This window comes from Enterobacter sp. 5-4 (genome assembly GCF_000612205.1).
Taxonomy (GTDB): domain Bacteria; phylum Pseudomonadota; class Gammaproteobacteria; order Enterobacterales; family Enterobacteriaceae; genus Enterobacter; species Enterobacter roggenkampii.
On the sequence record NZ_JFHW01000010.1, the window covers coordinates 99,226 to 114,817 of the forward strand.

15 protein-coding genes are annotated in these 15,592 nt (G+C 58.6%); 11 read left to right on the plus strand and 4 right to left on the minus strand.

Going from position 1 to position 15,592, the window contains the following annotated elements; all coding sequences use genetic code 11:
- The first annotated feature begins 28 nt into the window (after positions 1-28).
- The 11 genes from cybC to AA74_RS0106715 all read left to right on the plus strand — a co-directional run bounded on the left by cybC (position 29) and on the right by AA74_RS0106715 (position 9,305).
- On the plus strand, positions 29-415 hold the full coding sequence (cybC, locus tag AA74_RS0106665) for a cytochrome b562 (protein WP_008501412.1): 387 nt from the start codon (positions 29-31) through the stop codon (positions 413-415).
- A gap of 315 nt (positions 416-730) precedes the next feature.
- The gene (locus tag AA74_RS0106670) at positions 731-1,069 is read left to right on the plus strand and encodes a glycine dehydrogenase (RefSeq protein WP_025911967.1); all 339 of its coding nucleotides are present in this window, start codon (positions 731-733) and stop codon (positions 1,067-1,069) included.
- 10 nt (positions 1,070-1,079) lie between these two features.
- Entirely contained in the window at positions 1,080-1,442 is a 363-nt protein-coding gene (locus tag AA74_RS0106675) for an SFCGS family glycine-rich protein (protein ID WP_006810339.1), read from the plus strand.
- A 2-nt stretch (positions 1,443-1,444) separates the two neighbouring features.
- Positions 1,445-1,744 carry a DUF4312 family protein gene (locus AA74_RS0106680; RefSeq protein ID WP_006810338.1) on the plus strand — a complete coding sequence of 100 codons (300 nt, stop codon included), beginning with the start codon at positions 1,445-1,447 and terminating at the stop codon, positions 1,742-1,744.
- A gap of 22 nt (positions 1,745-1,766) precedes the next feature.
- Positions 1,767-2,543 (plus strand): DUF4311 domain-containing protein, encoded by a 777-nt coding sequence (locus AA74_RS0106685; protein ID WP_008501408.1) that lies wholly within the window; start codon positions 1,767-1,769, stop codon positions 2,541-2,543.
- Between the two features lie 13 nt (positions 2,544-2,556).
- Entirely contained in the window at positions 2,557-3,198 is a 642-nt protein-coding gene (locus tag AA74_RS0106690) for a DUF4310 family protein (RefSeq protein WP_008501407.1), read from the plus strand.
- Positions 3,199-3,240: 42 nt separating this feature from the next.
- Complete coding sequence (locus AA74_RS0106695; protein WP_025911974.1) at positions 3,241-4,374, plus strand: amidohydrolase/deacetylase family metallohydrolase; 1,134 nt, start codon at positions 3,241-3,243, stop codon at positions 4,372-4,374.
- A complete protein-coding gene (locus AA74_RS0106700; RefSeq protein ID WP_025911976.1) occupies positions 4,358-5,476 on the plus strand; it encodes a DgaE family pyridoxal phosphate-dependent ammonia lyase in 1,119 nt (372 codons plus the stop codon). Before AA74_RS0106695 ends, AA74_RS0106700 begins: the two co-directional genes overlap by 17 nt.
- Positions 5,473-6,213, plus strand: coding sequence for a KDGP aldolase family protein (locus AA74_RS0106705; protein WP_025911978.1), 741 nt, complete (start codon positions 5,473-5,475; stop codon positions 6,211-6,213). Before AA74_RS0106700 ends, AA74_RS0106705 begins: the two co-directional genes overlap by 4 nt.
- 25 nt (positions 6,214-6,238) lie before the next feature.
- Entirely contained in the window at positions 6,239-7,375 is a 1,137-nt protein-coding gene (locus AA74_RS0106710; protein WP_025911980.1) for a lactonase family protein, read from the plus strand.
- A gap of 19 nt (positions 7,376-7,394) precedes the next feature.
- Entirely contained in the window at positions 7,395-9,305 is a 1,911-nt protein-coding gene (locus tag AA74_RS0106715) for a transcription antiterminator (protein WP_025911982.1), read from the plus strand.
- A 32-nt stretch (positions 9,306-9,337) separates the two neighbouring features.
- On the opposite strand, the gene nrdG is transcribed toward AA74_RS0106715, so the two are convergent.
- The 4 genes from nrdG to AA74_RS0106735 all read right to left on the minus strand — a co-directional run bounded on the left by nrdG (position 9,338) and on the right by AA74_RS0106735 (position 15,587).
- Positions 9,338-9,802 (minus strand): anaerobic ribonucleoside-triphosphate reductase-activating protein, encoded by a 465-nt coding sequence (gene nrdG / locus AA74_RS0106720; protein ID WP_008501398.1) that lies wholly within the window; start codon positions 9,800-9,802, stop codon positions 9,338-9,340.
- 105 nt (positions 9,803-9,907) lie between these two features.
- A complete protein-coding gene (nrdD, locus tag AA74_RS0106725; protein WP_023293422.1) occupies positions 9,908-12,046 on the minus strand; it encodes an anaerobic ribonucleoside-triphosphate reductase in 2,139 nt (712 codons plus the stop codon).
- A gap of 369 nt (positions 12,047-12,415) precedes the next feature.
- Positions 12,416-12,988 carry a fructose PTS transporter subunit IIA gene (locus tag AA74_RS0106730; RefSeq protein WP_023293421.1) on the minus strand — a complete coding sequence of 191 codons (573 nt, stop codon included), beginning with the start codon at positions 12,986-12,988 and terminating at the stop codon, positions 12,416-12,418.
- A 1-nt stretch (position 12,989) separates the two neighbouring features.
- Entirely contained in the window at positions 12,990-15,587 is a 2,598-nt protein-coding gene (locus AA74_RS0106735) for a glycoside hydrolase family 38 C-terminal domain-containing protein (RefSeq protein WP_025911987.1), read from the minus strand.
- Between the last annotated feature and the right edge of the window lie 5 nt (positions 15,588-15,592).

Sequence of the window (15,592 nt, forward strand, 5' to 3'; positions counted from 1 at the left end):
TTGTTAATAATAAAAAAGGAAGTGAGCAATGCGTAAACATCTGTTAGCGATCGTCGCGGCTTCAACGCTGGTTCTTGGCTCTTCTGCGTTTGCTGCCGATCTTGAAGACGACATGGGCATCCTCGGGCAAAACCTGAAGGTGGTGCAGAAAACCGACAATGCGGCGGAAATGAAAGACGCGCTGACCAAAATGCGTGAAGCGGCGCTGGACGCACAAAAAGCGACGCCTCCTAAACTGGAAAGCAAAGCGGCAGACAGTGCAGAGATGAAAGACTACCGCCACGGCTTTGACGTGCTGGTCGGCCAGATCGACGGCGCGCTGAAGCTCGCTAACGAAGGCAAAGTGAAGGAAGCCCAGGCGGCGGCCGAGCAGTTTGTGACGACCCGTAATACGTATCACAAGAAATACCGTTAACCGATCGCGCATCTGACAAATAATCAGCGGGGGCCAGTGGCCCCCGTTTTTTTGCGCGGTAATAAGTAAACCCTATCGCCATCACATTTTTGCGTCACCACGCCTGAACGTTTTCGCTTCCCCGGCGCGCGTTTTGCCGCTGGAATACGTGATATTCATCACGCAAATGCCGTGATTAATCCAGATTCACCGTATTTATGTGGCACAGATCACTGCTGCGGCTCCCCTTTCCACTTCGAAGTGGAAAACAACTCGCTACAAACAATTCCCCCCCAACGTTAGTTTTATTCCAGAGCCATTAACGGGGTAAGACCAGTGATTAACGGAGCGGTAATGAACGACGTTGGGGAACAGGCAGAGCAAACAGAACAGCTCGCGAACACCATGCTGCAGCAGGTTTATGCCCTGCTGGCCCGGAACAACATCATCCCCAATGCGGTACAGGAGCAGATGCTTACTTCCCACGTGCGCGCCATGGCGCACCGGTCCGTGACCGGCGAGCCGCTGCCGGAGGTTGAAGCAGAGCTGTTTGACGAAATTTCACCGGATTCAATGCGGCTTGCCCGTGAAGTGGTGGCGCAGTTTGGCAACCTTCCAGATGAAGAGGCCTGGCTGCTCTCCGTTCACTTTGAAGTCGCGAAAGACAACCTTTAAGGAGCAACACATGGAACAGATTACAGTCGTGATTGGCGATCGCCTGGGTAAAGGTCAGAAAGTGGCGGCCGGTGTGGAAAAAGCAGGTGGACGCGCGGTTGTCGTACCGGGCATGGCGGCAGACATGAAGCTCGGTGACGTGATGAAAGCAGAAAACGCCACCTTCGGCATCTCCTTCTGCGGCAGCGGCGGCGCGGGTGCCATCACCGCCCAGACCAAATATGGCTACAAGGCCAAATACGGTATGCGTTCCGTGGATGAAGGCGTCACCGCCATCAACGAAGGCTGCAACGTGCTGGGCTTTGGCTTTATGGATAAAGAAGAGCTGGGCGAGCGTCTGGTACAGGCGTGGCAGAAAAAATACGGCGCATAAGCATGAAAGAACAGTTCACAACCACGGTGAGAGTGAAGGGGAAGGGCGACGCCAAAGCGCGCGCCTTTGCCGACGCGCTCAACCACGTTCAGGCCGCGGTGATGAAAGCCTCACCGCATATCTTACTGCGTATTGAGCCACAGGATGTGCAGGTCGTTCAGGCGCAAGAAGCGGTGCGAAAAGAAGCGTTTCTGTTCTTCTTTCTGCGCCGGGAAAGACGCACCTACAGCGTGGAGCTGGATGTGACCGTCAACGTGACCGCCATCAATCTCGACCAGGTGGATTTCGTCACGCAACGCTGATTATTCATAAAAGGGCAGACTGATGTTCTTAATTATATTAATAAAATCGCTCATCATCGGCGGCCTGGTAGGCGTCGGTGTCGGGGCCGGGGCTGCACGCATGTTTCATGCGCCTACCACTCAGGGTATGGGCGCGTTTCGTACGTTGGGGGAACTGAACTCCTGCGAAGGGGATCCGGCGTCCCACTTCTCCTTTGGGTTAGGCTTCTTCTTTAACGCTTGGGCCTCTTCCGTGGCCGCAGGGGCTTTCACACAGGACGTTGACCACCGCATCATCCCGAACTGGGGTGCGGCCGCGCTGATGATCAAAAACCGTAACGTCGGCGAAACGCTGCACGATCCGCGCAAAATGGCGATTGCCTGCGGCGTGATCGGCATGATCGTCGTGACCTTCCTTAACCTGACTGCCTCCTCCGTGCCCGCTGCGCTTCAGGTCACCGCCGTGAAGGTGCTGGTGCCTGCCGCGAACCTGCTGGTCAACACCGTGATGCCGGTGATCTTCTGGCTGGCGGCCATCGATGCGGGTAAAAAATCGGGCTTCTGGGCCACCATCTTTGGCGGCGCGGCGCAGCTGATTATGGGCAACGCCGTACCGGGCCTGGTGCTGGGGATCCTGATCGGTAAAGGCGTGGAAGAGAGCGGCTGGAACCACGTCACCAAAGTGATGATGGCGGCGATCGTTCTGCTGTTCGTGCTGAGCGGCTTCTTCCGCGGCTTCGACATGAAGATGATCGAATCCTTCCATCTGACCGTGCCCAACTGGCTCGACATGATCCACAACTCGCTCAGCGGTAAATAACAGGAGCCTCTAAATGGAACAGAATAAAGGTTTTTGGTATGCCGACTGGTCGTTCCCGATCTTCGTTGGCCTGCTCTCCTCCGGCGTGTTTGCCGGGACGCACATGTACTACCTCTACGGCATCGGCGCGTTTAACGAAGTGGCCTTCGTGGCGATGCTGAAAGCGGGAATTGACACCGGCGTTTACGGCGCGGTGGCGGCGTTCGGCGCGAGCTTCCTGTTCGCCCGTATTATCGAAGGCTCGCTGGTCGGTATTCTCGACATCGGCGGGGCGATCCAGACCGGCGTGGGCCTCGGGGTTCCGGCGCTGCTGCTGGGCGCGGGGATCATGTTCCCGGTGACCAACTTCATTGCCGCGCTGATCACCGGCCTGGTGATTGGCCTTGCGATTGGCTACGTCATCATCCTGGCGCGTAAGTTCACCATCAACCAGAGCAACTCCACCTACGGCGCAGACGTGATGATGGGCGCGGGCAACGCTTCCGGCCGCTTCCTCGGACCGTTGATTATCCTCAGCGCCATGACCGCCTCCATTCCGATTGGCGTGGGTTCTCTGCTGGGTGCGCTGCTGTTCTACATCTGGCAGAAGCCCATTACCGGTGGCGCTATCCTCGGCGCAATGATTCTGGGCTGGCTGTTCCCGGTTGCCCTTTAATACCCGCGGGCGCTCCGGCGCCTGCCTTTTCAGGAGATCCTCATGTTTGATTTACTCCTGCGCCGTGCGCGCCTCGCCGACGATACCCTGACCGATATCGCCATTCAGGACGGGAAGATCGCCGCGACGGGCGACATAGACGCTCCCGCCCGCAAAACGGTGGAGCTAAACGGTGACGTGTTCGTCAGCGCAGGCTGGATTGACTCCCACGTACACTGCTATCCGAACTCCCCGATTTACCACGACGAACCGGACAGCGTGGGCGTTGCCACCGGCGTGACCACCGTGGTAGACGCGGGCAGCACCGGGGCCGACGACGTGGACGATTTCTACGCGATTACCCGCAAGGCCTCCACCGAGGTCTTTGCCCTGCTGAACATCTCCCGCGTGGGGCTGATTGCCCAGAACGAGCTGGCCAACATGGCCAATATTGACGCCGACGCGGTGAAAGAGGCGGTGAAACGCCATCCTGATTTTATCGTCGGCCTGAAGGCGCGCATGAGCAGCAGCGTGGTCGGTGACAACGGCATCACGCCGCTGGCGCGCGCCAAAGCCATTCAGAAAGAGAACGGCGACCTGCCGCTGATGGTGCACATTGGCAACAACCCGCCGAACCTCGACGAAATTGCCGAGCTGCTGAGCTCTGGCGACATCATCACCCACTGCTACAACGGCAAGCCTAATCGCATTCTGACGCCCTCCGGCGAATTGCGCGCCTCCATTACGTCTGCGCTGAAGCGCGGCGTGCGTCTGGACGTCGGCCACGGCACGGCAAGCTTCAGCTTTGAGGTGGCGAAACGCGCCATCGCGATGGGCATTCTGCCGCACACCATCAGCTCGGACATCTACTGCCGCAACCGCATCAACGGCCCGGTGGGCTCGCTGGCAAGCGTGATGTCGAAATTCCTCGCCATCGGCATGTCATTGCCGCAGGTGATTGACTGCGTCACGGCGAACGCCGCCGACGGCCTGCGCCTGACGCGCAAAGGCCGCATTCAGCCGGGTCTCGATGCCGACCTGACGCTGTTCACCCTTAAACGTCAGCCGACGGTGCTGACGGATGCCGAAAACGACAGCCTACAGGCTGAACACATACTGGTGCCGCTTGCCGCGATCCGCGCGGGCAAGGGCTACATGACTGAACAAGGGAGCACGGAACATGCCTTCGATTTATGAGAAGTACCGCTTAAAGCAGGTTATCAACACCTCTGGCCGCATGACGGCGCTGGGCGTCTCCACGCCGCGTCCGGAGGTGGTACAGGCGGCGATGGACGGCATGAATCACTATTTCGAGATGAAGGATCTGGTCAATAAAACCGGAGAATACATCGCGAAGCTGCTGGACGTGGAAGGGGCGACGGTGGTCTCCTGCGCGTCGGCGGGCATTGCCCAGTCCGTGGCCGCGGTGCTGGTGAAAGACAGCGACTGGCTGCTGGAAAACCTGCACGTGACCCCGATTGAGAACAACGAGATCGTCCTGCCGAAAGGGCACAACGTGAACTTTGGCGCGCCGGTGGGCACCATGGTGGCGCTTGGCGGCGGCAGGCTGGTGGAAGCGGGTTACGCCAACGAATGTTCCGCCGATCAGCTGGCGGCGGCGATTACCCCGCGCACGGCGGCGATCATGTACATCAAATCTCACCACTGCGTGCAGAAAAGCATGCTCAGCGTCGAGCAGGCGGCGGTTGTCGCACGTAAACACGACTTGCCGCTCATCGTCGATGCCGCGGCGGAAGAAGATCTGCACGTGTACTACCGCGCCGGCGCGGACCTGGTGATCTACAGCGGTGCGAAGGCGATCGAAGGCCCAACCAGCGGGCTGGTGATCGGCAAGACCCAGTACGTTGAGTGGGTGAAGCGCCAGACGGCGGGGATTGGCCGCGCCATGAAGGTGGGTAAAGAGGGCATTCTTGGCCTGACCTGCGCCATCGAACACTATCTGACGGCCACCAAAGAGAGCGGTGCCGAGATGGTGGCGAAAATGACGCCGTTTATCGAGGCGCTCAACACCCTGAACGGTGTGACCGCGCGCGTGGTCTGGGACAGCGCCGGACGCGACATCGCCCGCACCGAGATTAAGTTTGACGAAGCCACCACCGGCCTCGGCACGGGGGACCTGGTGGCGAAGCTCAAGCAGGGCGAGTACGCCATTTACTTCCGTGGCTACAAGGCCAACGAAGGGATTATCGAGGCGGACGTGCGCAGCGTGAATGCTGACCAGCTGAACATTGTGTACCGCCGCATTAGTGAAGTATTAGGACAGGAGAAAAACGCATGAAACTGACCCCCAACTTTTACCGTGACCGCGTCTGTCTGAACGTGCTGGCTGGCTCAAAGGCCAACGCCAGCGCCATCTACGAGGCGGCGGAAGGCCACGTGCTGGTGGGCGTGCTCTCCAAAAATTACCCGGACGTGGCGAGCGCCGTTGCCGATATGCGCGAATACGCGAAGCTGATTGATAACGCGCTCTCCGTTGGCCTGGGCGCGGGCGATCCGAACCAGTCGGCGATGGTGAGTGAAATCTCCCGCCAGGTGCAGCCGCAGCACGTTAACCAGGTCTTTACCGGCGTGGCCACCAGCCGCGCGCTGCTGGGGCAGAACGACTCCGTGGTCAACGGTCTGGTCTCTCCGACCGGTACCGTCGGGATGGTGAAAATCTCCACCGGCCCGTTGAGCAGCGCGGCGCCGGACGGCATTGTGCCGGTGGAAACGGCGATTGCTCTGCTGAAAGATTTCGGCGGCAGCTCTATCAAATACTTCCCGATGGGCGGCCTGAAGTGCCGTGACGAGTACAAAGCGGTAGCGGAAGCCTGCGCCCGTCACGACTTCTGGCTGGAGCCGACCGGAGGTATCGATCTGGAAAACTATGAGGCGATCCTGCAGATCGCCCTCGACGCGGGCGTGAGCAAAATCATCCCGCATATCTACAGCTCGATTATCGACAAAGCCAGCGGCGATACGCGTCCGGAAGATGTGCGTACCCTGCTGGCGATGACGAAGAAGCTGGTGAAGTAGAACTCACACCTATACAGGAGCCACCATGCACACCCGTACCTTGCTTGTCGCTTCACTCTCAATGTTCGCCACCGCCGCTGTCGCCCAGACGCAATACGCCTGGGTGGGTACCTATAATCCAAACGGTGAAGGGCTGTACCGTTTTACTGTTAACCCGCAAACCGGCGCGCTGAACGATAAAACGCGGGTAAGCAAACTGCCGAATGCGGCGCAGTTGACCCTTTCACAGGACGGCAAAACGCTGTATCTGGCAAGCGAAGTGGAGCAGGGCGTGGTGCAGGCGCTGCGCGTCGGCGATAACGGTGAGCTGAGCGAGCTCAGTCAGGTGGCCTCCGGCGGTGCCGGGCCGGTGTATCTCTCCCTGACGCCGAACGGCCAGCATCTGCTGGTGGCGAACTACGTCAGCGGCTCCATTGCCGTTTTACCCGTTAACGCAGACGGCAGCCTGGGTGACGCCACGGACACACATCAGGATCAAGGCGAACCGGGCGCGGCGAAGCCGGAAGCTGCCGTCGAGGGCAGTTTCGCGATCAGCGATCATAACGGCCCCCATGCGCATATGATCGCCGCCGATCCGAGCGGGAAATACGTGTTTTCCACCGATCTTGGGCTGGATCGCATCTACCAATATCGCTTTGACGATCGGACAGGAAAGCTGACGCCGAACGATCCGCCGTTTATCAGCGCCTCCTCGAAAGGCGCCGGGCCGCGCCACTTTGTCTTTACGCCGAAGGGCGATGCCCTGTGGCTGATTAACGAAGAGGCGTCTACGCTCACCCGGTATACCGTGAATACCAACGGCACCCTGAAAGAGGGTAAAACGGTTTCTGCTCTGCCGGAAGGTTACAAAGGCACCAGCTTTGCTGCCGGGCTCGCATTAAGCGCCGACGGTAAGCAGCTGTATGTGGCTAACCGTTTGCATAACAGCATCGGCCACTTTACCGTAACGGCGGAGGGCACGCTGACGCATCAGGACGATGTGTGGACGCGCGGTGACTACCCGCGCACCCTGACGCTCGATAAACAGGGGCGCTGGCTGTACGTCATGAACCAGCGCAGCGACAACATTACCCGTTTCCGCGTGGCGCCGGACGGGAAATTAACCTTCGAACCGGACTATACCCCGGTCGGCAGCCCATCCCAGATGGTCATTTCACCTTAAGCCGTAAGAGGACAACGACGTGCGATTTCCGAACCAACGTTTGGCGCAACTTTTCGACCTGTTGCAAAACGAGACGCTGCCGCAGGACGAGCTGGCGCAGCGGCTGTCGGTCTCCACGCGAACCGTCCGTGCGGACATCACCGCCCTGAACGCGCTGCTGGCCAGCCACGGCGCGCAGTTCATCCTGAGCCGGGGCAACGGCTACCAGCTCAAAATTGAGGATGCCGAGCGCTATCAGCAGCTTCAGGCATCCCACCCGCGCGCGCTGCGTATCCCGCGGACCGGGCCGGAGCGCGTGCATTATCTGGTGGTGCGTTTTCTGACCTCTGCGTTTTCGCTTAAGCTGGAGGATCTGGCGGACGAGTGGTTCGTCAGCCGCGCCACGCTGCAAAGCGATATGGCGGAGGTGCGCGAGTGGTTTCATCGCTACAACCTGACGCTGGAAACCCGTCCGCGCCACGGCATGAAGCTGTTTGGCAGCGAGATGTCGACCCGCGCCTGCCTGACCGATCTGCTCTGGGAGCTGGCGCAGCAGGACAGCCTGAACCCGCTGGTAACCGACGTGGCGCTGAATGCGGGCGTGGCGGAGCAGATGGTGCCGGTGCTGCACGACGCCTTGACCCGTCACCACATTCGCCTGACCGATGAAGGCGAGCTGTTCCTGCGCCTGTACTGCGCGGTATCGGTACGTCGCATCAGCGAAGGTTACCCGCTGCCGGAATTCCATGCCGAAGACGTGGAAGAGAACGTGCGCGAGGCGGCGAAGGATATCGCGGTGACCATCCAGCAGCTGGCGGGCAAGGCGCTTTCGCCGTCGGAGGAGAGCTGGCTGTGCGTGCACATTGCGGCGCGGCAGATTCAGGAGATCGCGCCCAGCGCCATTAACGCTGACGACGACGAGGCGCTGGTCAACTACATCCTGCGGTATATCAACACTCACTATAACTACAACCTGCTCAGCGACGCGCAGCTGCATGCGGACCTGCTCACGCACATCAAAACCATGATCACCCGCGTGCGGTATCAAATCATGATCCCCAATCCGCTGCTGGATAACATCAAGCAGCACTACCCGATGGCGTGGGACATGACGCTGGCCGCGGTGTCGAGCTGGGGCAAATACACGCCGTATGTGATCAGCGAAAACGAGATTGGCTTCCTGGTGCTGCATATTGGCGTCGGGCTTGAGCGCCACTACAACATCGGCTACCAGCGTCAGCCGCGCGTGCTGCTGGTATGCGACGCCGGTAATGCCATGGTCCGCATGATTGAGGCGGTACTGCAGCGTAAATACCCGCAGATTGAGGTGACGCGCACGCTCACCCTGCGCGAGTACGAGCTGGCAGAAACCATTAGCGAAGACTTTGTGATCGCGACCGCCCGCGTCAGCGAAAAGTCGAAACCGGTGGTGATGATCGCCCCGTTCCCGACCGACTACCAGTTAGAGCAGATTGGCAAGCTGGTGCTGGTGGACCGCACCCGCCCGTGGATGCTGGATAAATACTTCGACGCGGCCCATTTCCGCATTATCGGCAAGCCTATCGATCAGCAGACGCTCTTCCGCGAGCTGTGTGAACAGCTTGAGGCCGAAGGCTTTGTCGGCGCGGAGTTTCTGGATTCGGTTGTTGAGCGTGAAGCTATTGTCAGCACCATGCTCGGCGACGGCATCGCGCTGCCGCACTCCCTCGGCCTGCTGGCGCAGAAAACGGTGGTCTACACCGTGCTCGCCCCGCACGGCGTGCAGTGGGGCGACGAAACCGCGCACGTTATCTTCCTGCTCGCCATCAGCAAAAGCGAGTACGAAGAGGCGATGGCGATTTACGATATTTTCGTCACTTTCCTGCGCGAGCGGGCGATGTCACGGCTCTGTAGCTGCGAGGATTTCGCCGGGTTTAAGGCGGTGGCGATGGAGAGTTTGAGTCGTTTTTGAGATAAGGGCGGATGGATAATATCCGCCTTTGATCAACGCAGATGATGTACAACCTGGTTGCTGCTGCCGCGCCAGATGAGCGCCGGGTCTTTTAAATCCTGCATGAACTTGCCGTCGACCAGCACGTTAATCAGATCCACGACTTCCATCTGCTGCGCATTCAGTTCATCCAGCTTGTAGCCCGTCCAGACCCAGATATCTTTTCCCGGACATTCTGCGCGAATGCGCTCCACCAGCTTCAACATATCCGGCACGTTTTGCGGGTGCAGGGGATCGCCGCCGGAGAGCGAGATCCCCTGGCGTTTGATGCGCGTGTCGTTCAGGTCGTTGATGATTTTATCTTCCATCTCCGCGGTGAACGGCATGCCGGAATTGAGTCGCCAGGTGCTTTTGTTGTAGCAGCCGGGGCATTCGTGGACGCAGCCTGAAACAAACAGGGTGCAGCGGGTGCCGGGGCCGTTGACGATGTCGACAGGGTAGTACTGGTGATAGTTCATTGTGAATAACCACGCCGGGTGGCGCTGCGCTTACCCGGCCTACAAAAGAGAGCGGTCCGTAGGCCCGGTAAGCGCAGCGCCACCGGGCATTAACGTGGCAGCGGATTAACCGATCTGCCCATTTCCCAGATGCTTCACGCGGCGCTTCACCTCTTCCTGCTTGCCGGCGTTAAACGGACGGGCGTCCGGGCTGCCGAGATAGCCGCATACGCGACGGGTCACGGAGACGCGAGCCGCATCGTGGTTGCCGCATTTCGGGCAGGTGAAGCCTTTACTGGTACATTCAAACTCACCGGTGAAGCCGCACTCGTAACACTCATCAATTGGCGTGTTGGTCCCGTAATACGGCACGTGCTGGTAGCTATAGTCCCACACGTCCTCCAGCGCCTTCAGGTTGTGCTGAATGTTCGGGTACTCGCCGTAGCAGATGAAGCCGCCGCTGGCGATCGGCGGATAGGCCGCTTCGAAGTCGATCTTGTCGTACGGGTTTACCTTTTTCTCGACGTCGAGGTGGAAGCTGTTGGTGTAGTATCCTTTATCGGTCACGCCTTCCACAATCCCGAACTCGGCGGTGTCCAGGCGGCAGAAGCGGTCGCACAGGTTCTCGCTTGGGGTGCTGTACAGGCTGAAACCGTAGCCGGTTTCCTCTTTCCACTGGTCTACCGCGTCGCGCAGGCGCTGAACGATGGCGATGCCTTTCTCACGCAGGGCTTCGCTGTCGTACATGTGCGTGTCGCCAAACAGGGCGTTGATGGTTTCGTGAATGCCGATATAGCCCAGCGAAATCGACGCGCGGCCGTTTTTGAAGATCTCGGATACGTCATCGTCCGCCTTCAGGCGCACGCCGCAGGCCCCTTCCATATAGAGGATCGGCGCCACGCGGGCTTTGACCCCTTCGAGGCGCGCAATGCGGGTCATCAGCGCCTTACGCGCCAGCTGCAGGCGCTCATCCAGCAGTTTCCAGAATTCAGCTTCATTACCTTTTGCCTCCAGCGCGATGCGCGGCAGGTTGAGGCTGATCACGCCCAGGTTGTTACGCCCGTCGTGGATCTGCTCGCCGTTTTCATCCTCGTACACGCCGAGGAAGCTACGGCAGCCCATTGGCGTTTTAAACGAACCGGTGACTTTGACGACCTGATCGTAGTTCAGGATGTCCGGGTACATGCGCTTGCTCGCGCACTCCAGCGCCAGCTGTTTGATGTCGTAGTTCGGATCGCCAAACTTGTGGTTCAGGCCGTCGCGAATCGCGAACACCAGTTTCGGGAACACGGCGGTTTTACGGTTTTTGCCGAGGCCGGAAATACGGTTGCGCAGGATCGACTGCTGGATCAGGCGTGATTCCCAGCTGGTGCCCAGCCCAAAGCCGAAGGTTACAAACGGCGTCTGGCCGTTGGCGGTGTGCAGCGTGTTCACCTCATATTCCAGCGACTGGAAGGCGTCGTAGCACTCTTTCTCGGTACGGGAATGCGCATAGCCGTCCGCGTCCGGAATCTGCCACTCTTCGGCGGTTTTCCGGTGCTTGTTGAAGCTCGCCGTCACGAACGGGGCCAGCACTTCGTCAATGCGGTTAATGGTGGTGCCGCCGTAAATATGGCTGGCGACCTGGGCGATAATCTGCGCCGTGACCGCGGTAGCCGTGGAGATCGACTTAGGCGGTTCAATCTCCGCGTTACCCATTTTAAAGCCGTGGGTCAGCATGCCTTTCAGATCGATCAGCATGCAGTTGAACATCGGGAAGAATGGCGAATAGTCGAGATCGTGGTAGTGGATCTCGCCGCGCTCGTGCGCCGAGACCACGTCGCGCGGCAGCAGATGCTGACGGGCATAGTGTTTGGCAACGATACCGGCCAGCAGGTCGCGCTGGGTGGGGATCACTTTACTGTCTTTATTGGCGTTTTCATTGAGCAGGGCGGAGTTGGTCTGCTCCACCAGGCCACGGATCTCCTGGTTCAGACGGCCGCGCTTCTCGCGCTGCACGTCGCGATCGTGGCGGTACTCAATATAGGCGCGCGCCAGCTGCTTGTAGGGCCCTGCCATGAGCTGGTTCTCAACCGCGGTCTGGATCTCGTTGATATCAACCTGGCTGCGTTCAGTCATCTGGCTGCTAACGACTTCTGCGACGGTGGCGCAGTAATCTGCGTCATCGACTCCCGCTGCTTTAGCTGCACGCAGAATGGCTTCCTGGATGCGCTCTGATTTAAACGGCACTTTACAGCCATCACGTTTCATCACATGCGGTGTCATGATCACTCCATTTTTAAAAACAGGTTATCCACAGAGGTGGAGAAGTATTCACCGGACGCATTTCCCGCCAGGCCAAAGACTTCCCGCGTTCCCAGCTCGTGTTATCCACAATTCCGGCCAGCGTAAGCGCCGTCTTGTTGTTGGAATAGTAGACGATAAATACAAGATGTTGGGTCGGCGTGCATTTTAAGTGCTACATATAGTGATTTGCATCAAACATGTTTGCGATTTATTTGATGCAGAACAAAGTAAAAAGACGAGAGTACAAACGACGGGCGCTTCAGCGATTGTAAAGGCGGGCGAGAAAAATCTGATTGATTATTCAACAAAAACAAGCGCTCAGCACGGTGTGTGCTAAGCGCTGTTCATTTAACTCCCCCCGCAGATCCAGCTCAGTCCCGCCTGCAAAAAGGCTGCGGTTGCGATACTGCCCAGCACCGCCGGGATGAGAAAGGAGCGTTCAGGAGCATCGTCCTGTTTTTGTGGTTCTTCAGCACTCAGCGCGGACATCGCCTCTTCCCGGGTGCGCGCCGCCAGCAGTCGCTCACGCACCCGATCTTCCGTCAATAAACAGGTCAGCGTCGTCAGCAGCTGCATATGGGTACTCCCTGCTTCCGCAGGCGGAATGGCGAGCAGGAAAACCATTCTCACCTCTTCATCACCGTCCAGCCCCGGCCAGCGTATCGGGTCATCGAAGAGGGCCAGACAAAAAGCCGCCTGCTGCACCGCCTCGGTTTTACCGTGCGGGACGGCGAGCGCTTCACCCAGCGCGGTAGGACCTTCACTTTCGCGTTGTAACACGCTCTGGATGAACGTTTCTTCATCACTGATGATTTTTTGCCTGGCGAGCGGTTCGGCGAGCCAGCGTATTAGCGCTTCAGGCGAACGGTGCGGCGGGTTGATAAAAACCAGATCGGGATGCGTCAATGCAAGCAGGTTCATATTAAGCCTCCATTAAAAAATCGCAGGTCGTGAAAGGGGGAATAGCCGTTACCGGCTGCACCGGCTCTTCCAGATAGTTGATCTGACGAAACCCCTCCAGGCTTGCCGGGACGGGAACGGGCTCCGTGCCGGCGTTAAACACGCGAACGACCGTACCCTGCGACTGCTGCGCATGGGGCAAGGCAGAGAGGATGAGCGGCTCCGGCAGGTACAATAATGAGAATTCTGCCGGAAGCCTGCGGTCGGGCAGACGCAACGAAAAGCGCTCAAGACGGTGATCGAGCGTGTGCAGCGTTTGCCGTTGATAGGTGAAGGGCTGTCCCGCTGTCTGATTTTCCAGCTGGCGAAGCGTGAGATGATCGGCGCTATCGGCCAGCGCGACGGTGAAGGAGAAGCGCAACGGTTTCAGCAACTGGGCATCGGGGGTCTCGACCACCGTATTATTGATGCCGGATGCCCGGCCCGGTCGCCAGTCGAGATCGCTGCGTCCCAGCACGCCCGTTGATTTAAACAGCGTCAGGGCAACCGTAGCCGGTGCGTCGCCGATTATCTGAAACTCCTTCATGCCGCGGCTATTCACCACCAGCGCTTTGCCCGCTTGTGCGACAGCGATGATTCCCTCGCTGGTTTCGATATCCACGGGCATTTCGCGATAGTGTTCCTGCCACTCTTCAGCGTGACACCCCGTTTCGCGCTCGATTATCGCGAAGGGCTGCGAGGCGATTGCGTGGCGGGTGTGAATATCGCTGTTAATCAGCAAACGTAGCCGGTGATCGCAGTGGCTGTTTTCCAGCGAGCTGTCCACATACAGGTTCGGATCGTGATCGCGTAATTCACACGCCAGACGAAGGGATAACGGCGTTCGGGCATTTTCTTGACGGTCTGCGAGATCCGGCGGAAGAAGCAGGGTGGCTTCCACGATCAGCTTTTCGACAAGCGGCGTTTTCAGGCAGTCGACGAGCGTGAACTGGTCGCACCGCGTCGGCGTGTCGCCCGCAAGCGGTGAGAAATCGTAGCTGTCGCCCGCATCCGCGCAGTCTTCGAGAGTAAAGAAAGAGGGAATGCATCTGCCGCTGCGTTTGTCGTGCAGGGTGAGCGTTCCGGCGTCCAGCGTTAATCGATAATGCGCATTCTCTATCTCGCTGCCCTTTGTCTGTTCCTGCTGCTGGAAAGGCGCCGGGTCATCGTTAACGTTAACGCTGAGATAGCCGACCGGCGGCAGAACCGGTGTCTTCACAGCAACGTGCCAGCGATAATAGGGAGGAAGGGGCGTTTCACATTCGCCTTCAGCGCTAAGGGAGATCGCCGTTCCGCCGGGCAGAATGTCTCTTTTCAGGACGTCGAAAGAGATGGGCTGCCCCTGATATGTCAGGGCGATATTATCAGCACGGCTATACAGGGTGGTTATCACTACGCGCTGCGTTGGGGTGCCCAGCGGGTTGAAAATCAGCAGGTCATTTTCCTGAGCGCAGGCGGCGGCCAGGGTTTTTACCACCAGGTTCCACAGGCTGTGGCACAGCTGTTCGGTTTGCTCCAGCCGATGCAGTATGTCGCGGTTGGTGGTATCGCTATTACAGCCGCCGATAGAGTCGTGGGCATGGCTTCGCAACAGCTTCTTCCAGAGCGTATCGACCACAGAGAGGTTGACCGCAATCCCCTGATGGCGAGCCATAGCGATTGTCGGCTCCAACTGCCGCAGGATGAACTGCTCCACCTCATCATTTTTCTTTTTGATGTCGTAGCGCACGGAGCCGATCGTTTTATGGATGCGGGTGTAGCGCGGCGATTTCAGCTCCCCTTCCCAGCCTTCAAACTGTTCACGCTGCGCGCGCAGAATGTCGACGTAGCGCTCCAGCGAACTGATAACGTATCGATCCCCATCGGGAGAGCGTGCGCTGGCGACCTGCAGAATTTTCGGCAGCGCCGGGTCGATGCAGACCTGATCGCCGCCGCAGGGCAGGAGCAGGTCGTTTATCCCGGCCCGTAAACGCAGAAGATTGACCATCGGGAAGATTTTACCCTGCAGATGGCTCGCGTCTGAACGCATGTTTTTAGCTGCGCCATAACCGAATGCCATCGCGCAGGCGATAACGGTCGCCCCAGACGGCGCGCGCCAGAGGAACTGGCTGCTTTTCGCTTGTATGTCGTGATCGATACCGCGCCAGAAGACGATATTGTCGATATTGCAGCCCTGCAAAATGGTGGGCATCTGAGCATTGTGGCCAAAGGTGTCCGGAAGGTACCCGACCTGCATAGCATGCCCCAGCGCACGGGCGGCGAAAATGCCGTACTTGAGATTGCGAATAATGGATTCGCCATGCACGTTGTAGGTGTCCGTCTGGGTATACCATGGCCCCACAAAGATTCTTTTCTCTTTGACGAGGGTTTCCAGCCTGGCGCGATAATCGGGATTGATGGCGAGAAAGTCCTCCACTACCGCCATCTGTCCGTCAAGGTGATAACAGCTGTAAGCGGGGTCCCGCTCCAGCGTGTCGATGACATCCGCAAAGTTATAGGATGCCAGCACCATGCTGTCCTGACGGGTGAAATACCACTCCTGATCCCAGTGCGTATGGGCAATGACGTGGATCTGATTCATGACGT

Excerpts from the sequence above, each read along its gene's own strand:
- AA74_RS0106735 (WP_025911987.1), bottom strand. The coding sequence starts at position 15,587 with ATGAATCAGATCCACGTCATTGCCCATACGCACTGGGATCAGGAGTGG.
- nrdD (WP_023293422.1), bottom strand. The coding sequence starts at position 12,046 with ATGACACCGCATGTGATGAAACGTGATGGCTGTAAAGTGCCGTTTAAA.
- AA74_RS0106710 (WP_025911980.1), top strand. The coding sequence starts at position 6,239 with ATGCACACCCGTACCTTGCTTGTCGCTTCACTCTCAATGTTCGCCACC.
- AA74_RS0106705 (WP_025911978.1), top strand. The coding sequence starts at position 5,473 with ATGAAACTGACCCCCAACTTTTACCGTGACCGCGTCTGTCTGAACGTG.
- AA74_RS0106695 (WP_025911974.1), top strand. The coding sequence starts at position 3,241 with ATGTTTGATTTACTCCTGCGCCGTGCGCGCCTCGCCGACGATACCCTG.
- AA74_RS0106675 (WP_006810339.1), top strand. The coding sequence starts at position 1,080 with ATGGAACAGATTACAGTCGTGATTGGCGATCGCCTGGGTAAAGGTCAG.
- AA74_RS0106700 (WP_025911976.1), top strand. The coding sequence starts at position 4,358 with ATGCCTTCGATTTATGAGAAGTACCGCTTAAAGCAGGTTATCAACACC.
- AA74_RS0106680 (WP_006810338.1), top strand. The coding sequence starts at position 1,445 with ATGAAAGAACAGTTCACAACCACGGTGAGAGTGAAGGGGAAGGGCGAC.
- cybC (WP_008501412.1), top strand. The coding sequence starts at position 29 with ATGCGTAAACATCTGTTAGCGATCGTCGCGGCTTCAACGCTGGTTCTT.
- AA74_RS0106690 (WP_008501407.1), top strand. The coding sequence starts at position 2,557 with ATGGAACAGAATAAAGGTTTTTGGTATGCCGACTGGTCGTTCCCGATC.
- AA74_RS0106685 (WP_008501408.1), top strand. The coding sequence starts at position 1,767 with ATGTTCTTAATTATATTAATAAAATCGCTCATCATCGGCGGCCTGGTA.
- AA74_RS0106730 (WP_023293421.1), bottom strand. The coding sequence starts at position 12,988 with ATGAACCTGCTTGCATTGACGCATCCCGATCTGGTTTTTATCAACCCG.
- nrdG (WP_008501398.1), bottom strand. The coding sequence starts at position 9,802 with ATGAACTATCACCAGTACTACCCTGTCGACATCGTCAACGGCCCCGGC.